Source organism: Mesorhizobium sp. M0040 (assembly GCF_040323505.1).
Lineage (GTDB): Bacteria > Pseudomonadota > Alphaproteobacteria > Rhizobiales > Rhizobiaceae > Mesorhizobium.
Map to the genome: position 1 here is coordinate 1 of NZ_JAMYVA010000083.1, position 15,473 is coordinate 15,473.

General features: G+C 61.5%; 13 protein-coding genes and 3 pseudogenes. 11 read left to right on the forward strand and 5 right to left on the reverse strand.

Annotation, left to right across the window (positions count from 1 at the left end; all coding sequences use genetic code 11):
* The 9 genes from NKJ91_RS32065 to NKJ91_RS32105 form a co-directional block, all read left to right on the forward strand.
* Nucleotides 1–377, forward strand: a 377-nt coding sequence (locus NKJ91_RS32065) for a hypothetical protein (protein WP_352458692.1), incomplete at its 5' end; no start/stop codon positions are given.
* Nucleotides 378–1,187: 810 nt separating this feature from the next.
* A complete protein-coding gene (locus tag NKJ91_RS32070; RefSeq protein ID WP_352458693.1) occupies nt 1,188–1,799 on the forward strand; it encodes a cupin domain-containing protein in 612 nt (203 codons plus the stop codon).
* Nucleotides 1,800–1,915: 116 nt separating this feature from the next.
* Nucleotides 1,916–2,854 carry an ABC transporter substrate-binding protein gene (locus NKJ91_RS32075; protein WP_352449198.1) on the forward strand — a complete coding sequence of 313 codons (939 nt, stop codon included), beginning with the start codon at nt 1,916–1,918 and terminating at the stop codon, nt 2,852–2,854.
* Between the two features lie 74 nt (nt 2,855–2,928).
* A complete protein-coding gene (locus NKJ91_RS32080; protein WP_352458694.1) occupies nt 2,929–3,726 on the forward strand; it encodes an ATP-binding cassette domain-containing protein in 798 nt (265 codons plus the stop codon).
* Nucleotides 3,723–4,727, forward strand: a complete 1,005-nt coding sequence (locus tag NKJ91_RS32085) for an ABC transporter permease (protein WP_023679227.1) — start codon at nt 3,723–3,725, stop codon at nt 4,725–4,727. The genes NKJ91_RS32080 and NKJ91_RS32085 overlap by 4 nt, the downstream gene beginning before the upstream one ends.
* A gap of 4 nt (nt 4,728–4,731) precedes the next feature.
* Complete coding sequence (locus NKJ91_RS32090) at nt 4,732–5,820, forward strand: phosphotriesterase family protein (RefSeq protein WP_352458695.1); 1,089 nt, start codon at nt 4,732–4,734, stop codon at nt 5,818–5,820.
* 27 nt (nt 5,821–5,847) lie between these two features.
* Nucleotides 5,848–6,618, forward strand: a complete 771-nt coding sequence (locus NKJ91_RS32095; RefSeq protein WP_352458696.1) for a glutamine amidotransferase — start codon at nt 5,848–5,850, stop codon at nt 6,616–6,618.
* Nucleotides 6,619–6,621: 3 nt separating this feature from the next.
* Nucleotides 6,622–7,530: a ribokinase gene (locus NKJ91_RS32100; protein ID WP_352458697.1), complete on the forward strand. Its 909-nt coding sequence runs from the start codon at nt 6,622–6,624 to the stop codon at nt 7,528–7,530.
* Complete coding sequence (locus NKJ91_RS32105; protein WP_352458698.1) at nt 7,527–8,357, forward strand: BtpA/SgcQ family protein; 831 nt, start codon at nt 7,527–7,529, stop codon at nt 8,355–8,357. The genes NKJ91_RS32100 and NKJ91_RS32105 overlap by 4 nt, the downstream gene beginning before the upstream one ends.
* 37 nt (nt 8,358–8,394) lie before the next feature.
* Here the strand turns inward: NKJ91_RS32105 and NKJ91_RS32110 are convergent.
* The 3 genes and pseudogenes from NKJ91_RS32110 to NKJ91_RS32120 form a co-directional block, all read right to left on the reverse strand.
* Nucleotides 8,395–8,780, reverse strand: a pseudogene (locus tag NKJ91_RS32110) (type II toxin-antitoxin system VapC family toxin).
* A pseudogene (locus NKJ91_RS32115) lies at nt 8,777–9,023 on the reverse strand (type II toxin-antitoxin system Phd/YefM family antitoxin). The pseudogenes NKJ91_RS32110 and NKJ91_RS32115 overlap by 4 nt, the downstream one beginning before the upstream one ends.
* A gap of 385 nt (nt 9,024–9,408) precedes the next feature.
* Nucleotides 9,409–9,696 carry a hypothetical protein gene (locus NKJ91_RS32120; RefSeq protein WP_023679221.1) on the reverse strand — a complete coding sequence of 96 codons (288 nt, stop codon included), beginning with the start codon at nt 9,694–9,696 and terminating at the stop codon, nt 9,409–9,411.
* Nucleotides 9,697–10,527: 831 nt separating this feature from the next.
* Between NKJ91_RS32120 and NKJ91_RS32125 the strand changes: the two genes are divergently transcribed.
* The gene (locus NKJ91_RS32125) at nt 10,528–11,667 is read left to right on the forward strand and encodes an FIST N-terminal domain-containing protein (protein ID WP_352458699.1); all 1,140 of its coding nucleotides are present in this window, start codon (nt 10,528–10,530) and stop codon (nt 11,665–11,667) included.
* A 10-nt stretch (nt 11,668–11,677) separates the two neighbouring features.
* Nucleotides 11,678–13,018, forward strand: coding sequence for an ATP-binding response regulator (locus NKJ91_RS32130; RefSeq protein ID WP_352458700.1), 1,341 nt, complete (start codon nt 11,678–11,680; stop codon nt 13,016–13,018).
* Between the two features lie 713 nt (nt 13,019–13,731).
* On the opposite strand, the gene NKJ91_RS32135 is transcribed toward NKJ91_RS32130, so the two are convergent.
* Nucleotides 13,732–14,415, reverse strand: coding sequence for a response regulator (locus NKJ91_RS32135; RefSeq protein WP_023679211.1), 684 nt, complete (start codon nt 14,413–14,415; stop codon nt 13,732–13,734).
* 723 nt (nt 14,416–15,138) lie between these two features.
* Nucleotides 15,139–15,473, reverse strand: a pseudogene (locus tag NKJ91_RS32140) (S-(hydroxymethyl)glutathione synthase); the annotation flags it as partial.

The window sequence follows — 15,473 nt, forward strand, 5'->3', positions numbered from 1 at the left end:
CGTTCTTCATCCTATCGGAGGACAGCCAGCCGGCCAGATGTTCGAACATCGCCGCCACATCTCAGGTGGCCACCGCTTCCGCGATTACTTCATGTTCGTGCATCAGGCGCAGAGCAGACGGTCGGGTTTCCAACCCGGAGCGACAAGAGCTGACCTTTGGTCGGCGCAAGTGTCGTCCTGACGTGACCCAATGCGGTCTTTCGTTGCGAGCGTCGCTTGCTGGAGCTGCGTTAAGTCGGTCGGAGGCCAATGGTATTTTCAATGGAACGCTAATATACATGGAAAACCCAACGAGCAGCGCCTGCCAGATACTTGAGGAATGCCATGCGAAGGCTCATCTTCACGGCGATATGTATCGCCGCCGCAACAGCCGCTAACGCCCATGATTGGTACGAAGATAAGATTGACCCACAGACCAAATTCAAGTGCTGCGGCGGTTCAGATTGCCGCGCCATACCTCGGTCTTCGGTGCGGTCCAGGGTAGACGGCGGGTACACTTATTTGCCGCATAATTTCACCATCCCACGGGACCGTGTACAGGAATCCCCGGACGGGCAATACCATATCTGCGAAAATAAATATGTTGTAACCAACCAGCTGTATTGGCGTTGCTTCTTCGCACCTCGTGTCGATGTGTCTATACTTCTAAAGCATTAACCGCGCGTCGCTTCCGCAACTTACATAAGCAAGGTGCTAGTCCATTAATTCTGTTGGACTTTCTTCAAAATTGCCGAAGCTCAAGCGGTGCGCGACTGCCCCAGGGATTTCATTGGATACGTCGCGGCTATCGAGAGCCTGCGCGCCCTGGGCGTAACGCCATGGGGCGCTGCCGCGGGTGACTTCTGGGCGCGCTCCGCAATTCGGTGACAGTCCAGATTTTATCGTGTCGGCGCGGCCGTGGTTGTGTAGATTGGCTGCGTGGCCCGCCTTGCCCGCATTGTCGTTCCAAGTCCACTCGCCACCTGACGCAAACGCGGTAACGGCTGGCGATTTCGACCACGATGGACAGCCAAGCGATAGGGGATAACTGGCGCGGGATCAGCACGGTTCATGCGGGAGCGGTATTCGCCGGATGAGGTAGCTGCGGCTGCAGTCTCGAATTTGACGCATCAGCACTTGCAAATCGTCAGCCGAGGTCTTTTGCTCGCGCGATAGTTGCCCTTGACCGTTGAATGGTTGGCGAACAGATGAACAAAATCGATCGACGGCGGCCAGAATCAGAAACGGACGCCACCGTAAATGCCGCAAGACTTGGAACTCGGCTGCGCCTCGCCCGCCAGACACGCGGCATGACGCTGAAGACGCTGGCCGCGGCTGCGAATTGCTCGGAAAGCCTGCTGTCCAAGATCGAGAACGGCAAGGCTTCGCCGTCCCTGCCCATGCTTCACCGTCTGGTCGAGGTTCTCGACACCAACATCGGCTGGATGTTCGAGCAAGTCGACGACGACGAGGCGATCGTATTCCGGGCGGGCGCAAGGCCTTTGATCGCGCTCGACGCGCTACGGCGTGGCGAGGGAATTTCGCTCGAACGCATCATCCCGTATTCGCCTGGCCACCTCTTACAATGCAACATCCATCACATCGAGGCAGAGGGCTCGAGCGAAGGTCCGATCCAGCATGCCGGCGAGGAAGTCGGCTACGTGCTCGCCGGGCGGGTCGAACTGATCGTCGACGGCAAGAGCCATGCTCTCGCCACGGGTGATGCCTTCGTGTTCAGGTCGGAGCTGCCGCATCATTACCGCAACATCGGTGAGGAACGCGCTAGCATTTTCTGGGTCAACACGCCGGCGACTTTCTGAGCAACGCTCTGCGTTCATTTGGATTGACAAATATTCAAGTCTCTTGAATGCTTGCCTCGTGCCTGTCGCACCAACGGGACCAGCCGAGGTCTGGTCCGCAAGCAAGGGGAACCGAAATGCGTCTGTTCAAACTTCTCGCCGGCTGTGCCGCCGCCATTGCCATGGGCTCGGCAGCCATGGGATCGGCGCTTGCCGATACGTTCGCTCTCGTCAACATCAACCAGCAGGCCCTGTTCTTCAACCAGATCAACGAGGGCGCGCAAAAGGCAGCCGACGCCGCTGGCGCCAAGCTGGTCATTTTCAACGCCAACAATGTGCCGAGCGCGCAGAACGACGCGATCGAGAACTACATCACGCAGAAAGTCGACGGCATCATTCTGGTCGCCATCGACGTCAACGGCGTCAAGCCTGCGATCACCGCCGCCAAGGCGGCCGGCATTCCCGTCATAGCCATCGACGCGCAGATCCCCGACGGCGACAATATTTCGTTCATCGGCGTCGACAACACCAAGGCCGGCGAGGACATCGGCAAATTCTACGCCGACTATGTGAAGACCGATATGGCCGGCAAGGCCAAGATCGGTATCGTCGGCGCACTCAATTCATTCATCCAGAACCAGCGCCTCGACGGCTTCAAGAAGGCGGTCACCGAAAGCGGCCAGGCCGTCACCTTCCTCGACACAGTCGACGGCCAGAACGTTCAGGAGACCGCGTTGAGCGCTTCGGAAAACCTGATGACCGCCAATCCGGACATGAACTCGCTCTATGCGACCGGCGAACCGGCCTTGCTCGGCGCCGTTTCGGCTGTGACCAGCCAGGGCCGCACCGGCGACGTCAAGGTGTTCGGCTGGGATCTGACCAAGCAGGCCGTTCAGGGCATCGACGACGGCTGGGTGGTGGCGGTCGTGCAGCAGGATCCGGCCGGCGAAGGCAAGGCCGCGGTCGAAGCGCTGGGCAAGATCAAGAAGGGCGAGAAAATCGACCCGATCATCAATATCCCGGTGACGATCGTGACCAAGAAGAATGTCGACCAATATCGCGCGATGTTCAAGTAAACTGCGTCGGCGACCGAGCCGCGGCGCCGCCCGAGGCTGCGCCGCGGATCCCTTGCAATCGCGTGGAATTCCAGATGAGCAGTGGCCAGACCTATCGGGTGCGGATGAGCGGCATCTCAAAGCGCTACAACGCCATCCAGACGCTCGATGACGTGTCGCTGACGCTGAAGCCGGGCGAGGTGCTGGGGCTGGTCGGCGACAATGGCGCCGGCAAGTCGACATTGAGCAAGGTGCTGTCGGGGGCAGTGGTTCCCGACGCCGGCACCATCGAGATCGACGGCAAGCCGGTGATCTTCAGCTCGCCGGCGGACGCACGCGCGGCGCGCGTCGAGATGGTCTACCAGGACCTGTCGCTCTGCGATACGGTCGATGTCGCCGGCAATCTGTTTCTCGGCCGCGAGCCGCGCCGCCGCATCGCAGGCATTTCCTTTCTCGACAAGAAGCGCATGCATGACGAGACGCGCCAGATGCTCGATCGGCTCGGCATCGTCATTGCCGACACGCGGCTCAAGGTCGAAAACCTCTCCGGCGGGCAGCGCCAGTCGATCGCGATCGGCCGCGCCGCCTCGTTCGAGCCGGCCGTGCTGATCATGGACGAGCCGACGGCAGCGCTTGCCGTGGCCGAAGTCGAGGCGGTGCTCGAACTGATCCGCGCGGTCAGTGCGCGCGGTGTCAGCGTCATTCTGATCACCCACCGGCTGCAGGATCTCTTCCTCGTCTGCGATCGCATTCAGGTCATGTATGAAGGGCGCAATGTCGCCGAGCGGCCGATCGGCGACACTAATATCGAAGACGTGGTCAATCTGATCGTCGGCCGCAAGTTCAGTGCGCGTTCCGCCACCAATGGCTATCGCGGTGGAGCGCCGGCATGAGCGACGCGATCCACACCGCCCAGCCCTCACGAGTACGCAGGGGCACCTGGCGCGATGCGCTGCTCGCCAATGGCAGCGTCGTCTCGATCGCGCTGTTCTTTCTGGTCGTCTGCATCATCTTCTCGGTTGCGACCGACGCGTTTCTGACATCGCCCAATCTGTTGAACATCCTGCGGCAGTCGGCGCCGCTGCTGATCGTCGCCGCGGCAATGACTTTCGTCATCACCACTGGCGGCATCGATCTTTCGGTCGGCTCCGTGCTGGCGCTGGTGGCGACGCTGTCGGCGACGCTTTTGCAGTTTGGCCTGCCGTGGCCAGTCGTTATCCTCGCCATGTTGGCGCTCGGTGCCCTGCTTGGGGCGGTACAGGGCTATTTCATTGCCTATGAGGGCATCCCGTCCTTCATCGTCACGCTTGCCGGACTTTCGGTGATCCGTGGCGTGGCGCTGCTGATCACCGGCGGCTATTCCATCCCCATCGAGCCCGGAAGCGCTTTCACCGTGCTGGGCCGCGCCTGGTTTCTTGGCGTGCCGGTGCCGGCGCTGATCGCGCTGGCGATCCTGGCCATCGCGTATCTCGCCTTCAACGAGACGCCATTCGGCCGCTATGTCACCGGTATCGGCGCCAATGCCGAGGCGGTGCGGCGCGCCGGCGTCAACACGCGGCAGACGACGCTCTTCGTCTATGTGATTTCCGCCATCGCGGCCGCCCTCGCCGGGATCATCATTGCTGCCCGGCTTGGATCGGGATCTTCGAATGCCGGCCAGGGTTTCGAGCTGGAAGTCATCGCCGCCGTCGTGCTTGGCGGCACCAGCCTGTTCGGCGGCCGCGGAACGATCATCGGCACGGTGCTCGGCGCGCTGACCGTGGCTGTCATCGGCAACGGCCTGATCCTGGCGCATCTGTCGCCTTTCCTGACGCCGATAGTCACTGGAACGATCATCCTGATCGCCATCTGGCTGAACTTCCGCCTGTTCCGCGGCGCCGTGCGGAGCCGTTGAGCCGATGAGCGATCTGTTCGATGACGCGGTGCCCAGGCGGCGGCTGCCAATCGGGGTCGAAACCGGCCATGTGATGACCGTGCTCGGCCCGGTTCCGGTCGAGGAGATGGGCATTACGCTGATGCACGAGCACATCTTGCTCGATGGAGCGCGCAGCTGGAAATGCCCCTGCCATCCCGATGACATAGCGATCGCCGAGCAGCCGGTGAACATCGAGATCATCGGCGAGTTGCGCATGAACCCATACGTCAACCGCGACAACGTCTCGCTCGACGACGCCGACCTGGCGCTGTCTGAGCTGCAGCGCTATCGCGCGTTGGGCGGCCACACCGTCGTCGATGCCACCAATATCGGCATCGGCCGCGCCCCCGAAAAGCTCGCTCGCATCAGCCGCATGTCCGGCCTGAAGATCGTCATGGGCACCGGCTTCTATCTCGAGCACACCCATCCCGAATGGCTGAAGGCGATGGATGTGGACGCCGTGACCGAGTTCATCGTCAACGATGTCGGCGGCGGCGAGACGCAGCCGCCGATCATGGCCGGGCTGATCGGCGAGGTCGGCGTCAGCAAGGATTTCACCGCCGAGGAACGCAAGTCGCTGCGAGCTTCGGCGCGCGCCTCGCGCATAACCGGCGTGCCGCTGTCGATCCATCTGCCTGGCTGGGAGCGGCTGGCGCACGAGGTGCTCGATATCGTCGAGGCCGAAGGCGCCGATCTTCGCCACACCGTGCTCTGCCACATGAACCCGAGCCACGACGATCCCGACTACCAGAAAAGCCTCGCCCGGCGCGGCGCGTTCCTCGAATACGACATGATCGGCATGGACTATTATTACGCCGACCAGGACGCGCAATCGCCCTCCGACGAGGAGAATGCACGCGCCATCGCCGCCCTTATCGAGGCGGGCTTCGGCGACCGCCTGCTGTTGTCGCAGGATGTGTTCCTCAAGATCATGCTGACGCGCTTCGGCGGCTTCGGCTATGGCTATATCCTGAAGCATTTCATACCGCGCCTAAAACGCCACGGCGTCGAGCAGCCGGCCATCGACCGCATGCTGATCGCCAATCCGAAAAGCGTATTCGCGCGGCTCTAAGCGGCCTTGAATTACACGGGAGTTCAAATGTCCAAGAAGAAGATCCTGCTTGCCGGCGAATCCTGGGTGTCGACCGCGACCCATATCAAGGGTTTCGACCAGTTTCCGACCGTTACCTACCACACCGGCGCAGACGAGTTGCTGGGTGCGCTGAAGGCGACCGACTTCGACGTCACGTTCATGCCGGCGCATGAGGCGCAGCGCGGCTTTCCACAGACCATGGAGGCGCTGTCGGCCTATGACGGGGTCGTGCTCTCCGACATCGGCGCCAACACGCTGCTGCTGCATCCCGACACCTGGGTCCACTCCAAGCCGACGCCGAACCGCCTGCGCCTGCTGCGCGATTACGTCAGCGGCGGCGGCGGTCTGTTGATGTTCGGCGGTTACTACAGCTTCCAGGGCATCAATGGCGGCGCGCGCTACCGCAAGACGCCGATCGAGGACGTGCTGCCGGTGAACTGCCTGGCCTTCGACGACCGAGTCGAGGTTCCCGAAGGCTTTGCGCCGATGCCGAAACCAGGGTCGAGCCATCCCATCCTCAGGGGTCTCGGCTCGGACTGGCCGATCCTGCTCGGCTTCAACGAGGTGACGCTGAAGGACGATGCGGAAGTTCTGGCCAGCGTGTCATCGGACTATGGTTCGCTGCCGCTGCTTGTCACCGGCCATTACGGCAAGGGCCGCACCGTGGCCTGGACATCCGATGTCGGGCCGCATTGGCTGCCGCCGCAATTCATCGCCTGGCCAGGCTACAAGACCCTGTTCGAACAGATGCTGGGCTGGGCGACCGGTGAGAGCTGAGCCATGCATGTCCACGTCGTCGGCAATGCCTGCGTCGATACCGTGTTTCGCGTCGGCCGCTTCCCTGCCGCGGGCGAGACTTTGAATGCCATGAGCTATGCCGACGGGCTCGGCGGCAAGGGCGCCAATCAGGCAGTCGCAGCAGCACGGACTGGTGCAGAGGTGACGTTCTGGACGGCGCTCGGCAAGGACCCCGCTTGCGCGTGGATCAGGAGCCGCCTCGACAGCGAGCTGTCAGACCTTGAGGTGAGCGAATTCGAGCTGCCGAGCGACCGCTCGACCATCGTCGTCGATAAAGGCGGAGAGAATTTCATCGTCAGCGGCGTCGCCTGCAGCGAAGCCTTCGATCCGGTTGCGCAAACAGCACTTGTCCGCTGGATCGCCCCCGGCGACATCCTCGTCTGCCAGGGAAATTTACGGACTGCCGTGACCAATGCCTGCCTCAGAGCAGCAAAGGGAAACGGTGCGCGCACCGTTCTCAACGCCAGCCCGATCGACACCGCCTCGCTGCCCGATCTCGGCCTGGCGGAGGTTTTGGTGGTAAACCAATCCGAAGCGCAAATCCTGACCGGCCGGGATGACATGACAGCAGCCGCTGGCGCGCTGGTGGCCAAAGGCGCAGGCGCCGTCGTCATCACCCTCGGTGCCGCAGGCTGCATCGTGCTTGGCCCGGACCGGACGGAACCGCTTCGCTTGCCGGCGCCGAAGGTCGAAGCGCTCGACACCAGCGGCGCGGGCGATGTGTTCTGCGGCTGTCTGGCCGGTGGGCTTGCCCGGGGCATGCCGGTCATCTCGGCGCTGAAGCTGGCGCTCGCCGCCGCCGCAATCGCCGTGACACGGCCGGGAACACTGGCATCCTGTCCTTCCGCCTCCGAGATGGCGGCGCTCATCGATCAAATGGAGCTCTCATGACCCAGCTCGGCCAATCCGGCGGCGACGCGCTCGTGGACCTTTTCGGCCGCACCAAGGTGGTGATCGGCGTCGTTCATCTGGCGCCGCTGCCCGGCGCGCCGCGCTATGACGGCGAGGCTATCGAGGCGATCTACCAGCGCGGGCTCGACGACGCCAAGGCCTATCTCGACGGCGGCTGCGACGGCGTCATCGTCGAGAACCATGGCGACATCCCCTTCGCCAAGCCTGATGATATCGGCCCGGAGACGGCGGCCTATATGGCGGTCGTTTCCGACCGCATCCGCCGCGAACTCGGCAGGCCGATCGGCATCAATGTGCTGGCCAATGCCGCGATCCCGGCCCTGGCGATCGCCAGCGCTGCCGGCGCCGGTTTTGTCCGCGTCAATCAATGGGCGAACGCCTATGTCGCCAATGAGGGTTTTGTCGAAGGCGAGTCGGGCCGCGCGGCGCGCTACCGCGCCAGGCTGCGCGCCAACGGCATCCGCATTTTCGCCGATGCCCATGTCAAGCACGGCGCACACGCCATCGTCGCCGACCGCCCGGTGGAGGAACTGGTCAAGGACCTGGTCTTCTTCGACGCCGACGCCATCATCGCCACTGGCCAGCGCACCGGCCACGCTGCGGATTTGGGCTACATAAGTATGATCAAGCAGGCCGCCGGCCTGCCGACGCTGGTCGGCAGCGGTGTCACGCCGGACAATGCCAAGGATATCCTCGACATTGTCGACGGGGTCATCATCGCCAGCGCGCTGAAGCACGACGGCGTCTGGTGGAACCAGGTCGACTCTGCTCGAGTAAAGGCGTTCATGGGTGGTCTGAAGCGATAGCTGGACTACCCTACCGAGGGGCTTGGGTCCAGCTTGATCAGAGACGACGGACGGGCCCAGGATACTGCGCGACCAGATCGTCGACGGTCAGCAAAGTAATGCCTTCCACAATCGATTGAGCAATCAGGGTCCGATCGAATGGGTCCTTGTGGATGGGTGGAAGCCCCTCCACTGCAATGGCATGCTCGCCGGTGATGGCAGCTTATCATAGCCATTGTCGATCAGGCCCCGACGTAAAAGACGCGCATCGACCCTGAAGTCAGGGCGGCCCAGACCGCGTTTAATGGCAATCTCCCAGGGAGTTGCGGCGCTGAACGTCAAGTGGTTATCGGCATTCTCGATCTCAGCGAGGGTTGCGGGCGGGAGCTTTTCGGGCTCGCCCGCCGCCCAGAGCAGAAGGTGGGTATCGAGAAGAAGTTTCATGCATCGCCGCCAAACAGCTTCTCGATTTCGTCATCGGCCATGCGATCAAAATCGTCCGGAACTGAAAACCGCCCGGCCATAAAACCCCACCCGACGCATTTCGCCGGCCGCAGGTGCGTCTATGGCAACGACCTTGACCATCGGCTTGCCGGATTTGGCGACAATGAAGGATTCGCCTTTGGCCGCCCTGTCGACAAGACGAGACAGATGCGTCTTGGCCTCGTGGATATTGACGGTGCGCATTGCGGGCCTCTGACTTAGTCCATGCAACTTAGTCTACACGGGCCCGATTTTTTCAAGCGTGTTTCAGTCAGTGAAGGTGAAGGATGCCGGATGCGGCTGATCCTTTCGGATCGGCCGCATGGCACGACTTCAACAAAGACGCGTAATCGATTGTCTGAACTGCATGTTTGTTGGGACTGCGTCTCACCTGATGTTGGCCGAACCTGTTGGTCCGCCATGCGACGTCCGAGTTCACAGGAGCGATTTTTGCCGAGCAAATGCTCTACATTGCGCTAGGAGCCGAAAGTGAAACGTCCGCTTTTAGGGCGCTGCACCACGGCGGCGACGAGCCCGACACTGTACCGAAGGCGATCGACGCGACGGGCGCCAAGGGCCTTACCGGACTCTATGTTCCCTTCACGATTCTCGGTTTAGTCGGTCGGCGGGATTGAGCCGCGCTCTCGAGGGCCAGGGCCAACCGCTTCTCGTCTTCGATGGCGCGATCGACTGCCTCAATTTCCTCTTGGAGCACCTTCAGCTCGGCTCCGTAGCTGGAGCCGTCGCTGTCCCCGATCTGAAAGCCACTTGCCCGCATTGCGTCGCGAGTATGGTGCACGTTACGGACTCCTTCGCGCCGCGTCGCGACCAAGATTTCCCTAAACTCTCCAAGACGTTCAACGTGATTGCGAGCCATTGCGTTCTCCTATTTCGTCTTCATCGTCGCCGACGGTGATTCAGAACGGCTAAAACCTACGGAGATACTCTCGACAAAGCATGAGTGCGGAAGCTCAAATTTGAATGTCTTGCAATAGCGTGAAGCGCGGCAGGCGGAAATTGGCTTCGACCCGATCGATCTCAGACCACATGCCAGACACTTTCGGCCGAGCGCGTCTGCGGCTCCCCCAACGGGGCCATCCGCTCATGGAATCAGTAAAAAGTCGAGTGCGAGAATGGCCCGGGCCATGGACGTCCCGCCATTCCTGGTCGAGTTTGACTTGCGGCGGAGGCAGGGCAGGCTTCGGCGCGTTGGTTGTGTAAAGCATCTCAAGCAACTGCTCTCCGTCGATCAGCTCCAGGTGCAGCTTTGACTTCGTCTCTCGGGCCTTCCTCGGTAGCGCTCGCGCTACTTTCGAGAACGAGAGGCGGTGGTGACAAATATCCCCTGCTCGGCACTCGCGAAGACCTTGCTCCTACGAAGTTTCGCACCGCTTTGGCGGATTCCGCATCGGTCGTGATGTTGCACTGCCCGCTGGATGACTCAGTTGTCACGCAAAGGCAGGAAACGGCGTAACGAAGCGAACGCGATGGCGGTGCGATGCGGCCTTTCGTCTGCGAGTGGCTGCGCGGACGCCGTCAAACGGCAGAAACTTCAAATCCATCATGTTGGCTCATTGCCAAAGCATCGCTTCAAGACAACAATGACCTCGACGCCGGCGCGCCAGACGCGCACAAAAAAGAGCGTTGGAGGAAATGGAGGAGGAAGCCGCTGGCCAAGTCACGGACGCGCTATGCATGCGGCCTTTCGGTGCTCACCACCGACGAATCTGACGCGGATGCGTTCGCCCGGGCGGTGGCAGCGGAAGCAACGGCCATTGACGCCGGGTTTGCCCTCCTGTTTTTCTCGCAGAGCCTCATAGAGGCCGTCGCCCTGTCGGAAGCGCTGAAGACCCACGCGCCGGCGCTCCACTATGCCGGCTGCTCGACGGCCGGTGAGATAACGCCCAAAGGGCTGGAGGAAGGCCAGATCCTGGCTATGCTGCTTCCCTCCGCATCGTTTTCGGCAGCCAGCACCATGGTCGAAAATCTGTCCTCATCGGGCATGGACGGGATTACCGGCGAAGTCGAGGCGCTGAGGCGTTCGTTACACGAGCGCCTCGGGCACGAGCGAGCCGACACCACTTTCGCGCTCTGCTTGATCGACGGCCTGTCTTATGCCGAAGAAGCGGTGACCTCCGCCATCCATTGGGGGCTCGACGACATCCCACTGATCGGCGGGTCGGCTGGCGATGATTTGAAATTCGAGACAACGCGGCTGATCTCGAACGGCAAAGTGACCTCCGACAGCGCCATCATCGTGCTGATCACCACGGAAATTCCTTTCCACGTGTTCAAGACCGACAATTTCGTTCCCACCGACGAGAAGCTGGTGGTGACGGCATCCGATCCCGACCACCGCATCGTGCGCGAATTCAACGCCACCATTGCCGCCGAGGAATATGCCGCCTCGGTCGGCGTCGTCGCGCAGATGCTGACGCCACTGAGTTTTGCCTCGCACCCGGTGGTGGTGAAAGTCGGCGGCGAATTTTACTGCCGTTCAATCCAGAAGATGCACGCGGACGGCTCGCTGTCGTTCTTCTGCGCCATCGACGATGGTGTCGTGCTTGCCGTCGCCCAGCCTAAGGACATGGTCGAGGCGACCCGCGCCGCGCTCAGCGACGTCAGCGAAAGGCTTGGCGGCATCGACCTGATCCTCGGTTTCGACTGCGTGCTGCGCCGGCTCGACGCGCGCAACCGCCAAGTCTATCGCGAGATTTCGGAACTCTACAAGGTCAACAACGTCCTCGGCTTCGGCACCTATGGCGAACAGTACCGTTCGATGCATCTGAACCAGACCTTCACCGGCATCGCCTTCGGTGAACGCAATGCGGCCGAAGCGGCGGAGTAGGAAATCCGGGATGCCGCTCAGGAACATCGACGACCTGGAAAAGCTGAAGAAGATCAACGCCGCGCTGATCAGCCGCGTAGAGCGTTCCATGGACCAGCAAGGCAATGCCTTTTCGCTGTTCCAGACCGCCATTTCGCTTGAGAGCCGGGTGCGCAGCCGCACCGAAGAGCTGCATTCGACCTTGCGCCGGCTGGAGCAGTCGAACATCGACTTGAACGCAGCCAAGGAAAACGCCGAGCTGGCAAACCTGTCCAAGACCAGGTTCCTGGCGGCCGCCAGCCATGACGTGCTGCAGCCGCTGAACGCCGCGCATCTGTCGGTCTCGGCGCTTGCCGAAGTACAGACCAGCGAGGAAGGCAGAAAGCTGGTCCGCCAGGTCGAGCGATCGCTGGAGACGATGGAGGACCTGCTCCGCACCTTGCTCGACATTTCCAAGCTCGATGCCGGCGTCGTGCAGCCCGACATCACCGATGTCAGCCTGGAGACGCTGTTTTCGTCTCTGCGCTCGGATTTTCAGCCGGTTGCGGAGATGAAGGGGCTGACGCTGAAGTTCCGGCCGGTCAATGCGCTCGTTCGTTCGGACCGAACCTTGCTGCGCCGCATCCTGCAGAACATCCTGTCCAATGCACTGCGCTATACCCGCTCGGGCGGCGTGTTGGTCGGCACCAGGCATCGCGGCGACACGATCCGCATCGACGTCGCCGATACCGGCTGCGGCATCCCCGACGACCAGCGCGAGGCGGTGTTCGAGGAATTCCATCGCGGCGTGATCCCGACGGATGCCGGGCTTGCCGCCGGCGGGCTGGGGTTGGGGCTGGCCATCGTGCGCCGCATCGCCGCGGCACTCGGCCATCCCGTCACGTTTTCGTCGAAGGTCGGACATGGCACGATTTTCCATATCGACGTTCCGGTCGGGATCGGCGACACGGCCGATCCAATCGCCAGCACCGTCGACATGGAGCGGCCGCGCGGCTACGGTCTGTTCGGCACAAGGGTGCTGCTGGTCGAGAACGACATCGACGTGCTGCAGGCGATGACCTCCCTGCTCGAGCGCTGGCAATGCCTGGTGCGCCCCGCCACCTCGACCGGTGACGCGCTCGACTTGCTTGGCGATACCGACTGGTTGCCAGATATTGTCATAGCCGACCAGCATCTCGACGGCGGCGACCTCGGCACCACCACAATCGCCAAAGTTCGTGATTGTCTCGGCCGCGCGGTGCCGGCGCTGATCGTCACCGCCGACGGCTCGGAAAGTGTCGCCAAGGCCGCCCGCGCCGCCGGCATCGAGCTGATGCGCAAGCCGCTGAAGCCGGCGCAACTGAGGGCGTTGCTGGCACATCTGCTGGCTTGAACTGGTCGTATCTTCCCAGCACACGGATCACCGTATTCCAGCCATTACTTGTGCCTCGGCGGTAATTCATATGAAGCAGATTCACTTCTTCGCGCTAAAGGACGATCTTCTTCCCGTATTGGAGGCAGTAGAACGTGAAATTTAGATAAAATACATCCTTATGGGTCATTTTCCCAAGATGGAATTCGACTTTTTTAGCAATAGAAGGCAAATTCCAACTCTTGGGCAATCAACCACTGAATCGGCTTCCAGCGGTCGATCATTTCTTGTCACTGGCCACGCTGTGCCCATTGAGGTGAGGCCGATAAAAACACCTTCCGGCATCCGGTATTCGTTAGATCAGCTTGGCAATCCGGACACAGTAACTTTTCCCCTGGTGGGCGATGGGCTGAAGATGTTGTGATAAATGGCCGCGTGGCAACGGTCTCCGACACGCCGCTCGCTCAGGAGCTAATGAAGACTTTTAATAGAGCATTCAAAAAGCAATTTAGTAAAATTAAAGCATTCTACGTTGGACCCGGGGCCGCCATTTTACTAGACGAGGGAAAGCGGCTAACTGCTGCAGAGCAATCGCCGCGTGAATTTGATCTGACTAGACAGGCGCGGGTTGCTTAGCTGGTGTCAGGAACGTGAGAGCCGTCGCTAGTCTAGTCCGATTGCGGTGACACGAGTGCGGTCGACTACGGTGACAGTGCGCTTTTTAGCGAGCGCTCTCAAAACCCCGCCGGATCGCGAAAAAGCTCGGCATTGTCGAGCTTCGAGACCTCGATCACCGCCTGTGTGCGGCTGTAGACGTTGAGCTTGCGCAGGATTTCCGAGACATGCGCCTTGACTGTGGTCTCGCCGACCTGCAGTTCATAGGCGATCTGCTTGTTGAGCAGGCCCTGGCGCAGCATCTGCAGCACTTTGAGCTGCTGCGGCGTCAGCGTAGCCAGGCGCTGCACCATCTCGGCGCGGTCGGTGCTGTCGGCGTCGCGCGGCCGGCCCTCATAGGTCTCGGGAACATAGATCGCACCTTCCATCACCGAGCGGATGGCGGCGGCAAGGTCGCTCTTGCGCGCCGATTTCGGGATGAAGCCGGCCGCACCGTAGGACAGCGCCTCGGAAATGATCTTCGGTTCCTCGTAGCCGGAGACGATGACCACCGGCAGGCGCGGATAACGCGTCCTGAGCTGCAGCAGCCCGTCAAACCCATGCACGTCGGGCATGCTGAGATCGAGCAGCGCCAGGTCGAACGGCTTGGCATCCGTCAGAAGCTCGAGCGCCTCGGCAATCGAGCGCGCCTCCACCGTGTCGACCTCCGGATAGGCCATCTGCACGGCGCTGTGCAGCGCCTCGCGAAACAGCGGATGGTCGTCAATGATCAGGAACCTGGCGCGATCGGTCATCAGCTTCATTTCGGTTTGGTCTGGCCTAGAATAGTCCTGCAACCATGGCCAGCTTATTGGCAAATAGTACATTGCCATCTTGGCCGGCTAAAGCAGAATGTGCCCATGATTTCCGCGGCGCCATGCGGCAGATGTGGCCGTTCTGAAATGCAATGCCTTGCCCGGTGGCCCAAATCGGCCGAATGTGCCGGCGACAGATCCATTGAAACAGAGACAGGTCGTGACCGACTTCCGGCTTCGCGTGACAGCCAGTGACCGCCGGCTTTCGCATTGTTGCCGGCCGCCACACGACGCTTCCCCGACGCCCGCCTTGTTCGCGGCCGCACCGATGGTATCGGCTGGTCTGGGGTCGCGCTGGTATACGGGCTGGTTTCCTGGACAAACGCAGCAAGCTGATAGTGCTGCCGTTCAAGCCCCGCCAGGCGCTCGATGCCGTACTGGTAACACCTTGCCGCCATCGCGCTTTGGGCGCGACTTTGCCCGCGATATCCAAGCTGTAGTCCACGATCTGGGCCGCGCCAAGCCAGAACCAACTGATCGCAGTCGCTGATGTTGAAGCTATACGATCCGGTTGGACCAATTTCAGCATATTCCCGTTGAGCCCAACGCCCCCCGAGGCTGACAGCACGTCGGCAATGACTTACGAATCGTCTACGCGCTCGCCTGCGTTCGTTCCAACGCGTGGGACCGGGCGATTTCGTCCGGCCCCCAAGGATAGTGTCTGATCAGTCGTTAGGCCGGCAACGCGCCGGATCTCTTGGCCGTCCAGGTGGCGATATAGTCCATCAGTCCTGGATTGAGGCAATCATAAGGTTCGAGGCCGATCGACTTCAGCTGTGACCTTATGCCGTCCATGCGGCTCGGATCGACACCGGACTCGATGATCGAAGAGACAAAGGCGGTGAAGCCCGGAGGCGCCCAGCCGTCTTCCTGGAAGCGCTCCGGATGGATGAAGGACAGCCCTTTGAAAGCGTGGTCGCGCTCGACCGGGCCGTGCATGTGGACGCCGCAGCCGGTGCAGGCATGGCGCAGGATCAGCGCGCCCGGATCGACGATCTTCAGCTTGT

Bases quoted from the DNA above. Each gene is read 5' to 3' on its own strand.
- NKJ91_RS32070 (WP_352458693.1), top strand. From the start codon at position 1,188: ATGAACAAAATCGATCGACGGCGGCCAGAATCAGAAACGGACGCCACC.
- NKJ91_RS32075 (WP_352449198.1), top strand. From the start codon at position 1,916: ATGCGTCTGTTCAAACTTCTCGCCGGCTGTGCCGCCGCCATTGCCATG.
- NKJ91_RS32080 (WP_352458694.1), top strand. From the start codon at position 2,929: ATGAGCAGTGGCCAGACCTATCGGGTGCGGATGAGCGGCATCTCAAAG.
- NKJ91_RS32085 (WP_023679227.1), top strand. From the start codon at position 3,723: ATGAGCGACGCGATCCACACCGCCCAGCCCTCACGAGTACGCAGGGGC.
- NKJ91_RS32090 (WP_352458695.1), top strand. From the start codon at position 4,732: ATGAGCGATCTGTTCGATGACGCGGTGCCCAGGCGGCGGCTGCCAATC.
- NKJ91_RS32095 (WP_352458696.1), top strand. From the start codon at position 5,848: ATGTCCAAGAAGAAGATCCTGCTTGCCGGCGAATCCTGGGTGTCGACC.
- NKJ91_RS32100 (WP_352458697.1), top strand. From the start codon at position 6,622: ATGCATGTCCACGTCGTCGGCAATGCCTGCGTCGATACCGTGTTTCGC.
- NKJ91_RS32105 (WP_352458698.1), top strand. From the start codon at position 7,527: ATGACCCAGCTCGGCCAATCCGGCGGCGACGCGCTCGTGGACCTTTTC.
- NKJ91_RS32120 (WP_023679221.1), bottom strand. From the start codon at position 9,696: ATGGCTCGCAATCACGTTGAACGTCTTGGAGAGTTTAGGGAAATCTTG.
- NKJ91_RS32130 (WP_352458700.1), top strand. From the start codon at position 11,678: ATGCCGCTCAGGAACATCGACGACCTGGAAAAGCTGAAGAAGATCAAC.
- NKJ91_RS32135 (WP_023679211.1), bottom strand. From the start codon at position 14,415: ATGAAGCTGATGACCGATCGCGCCAGGTTCCTGATCATTGACGACCAT.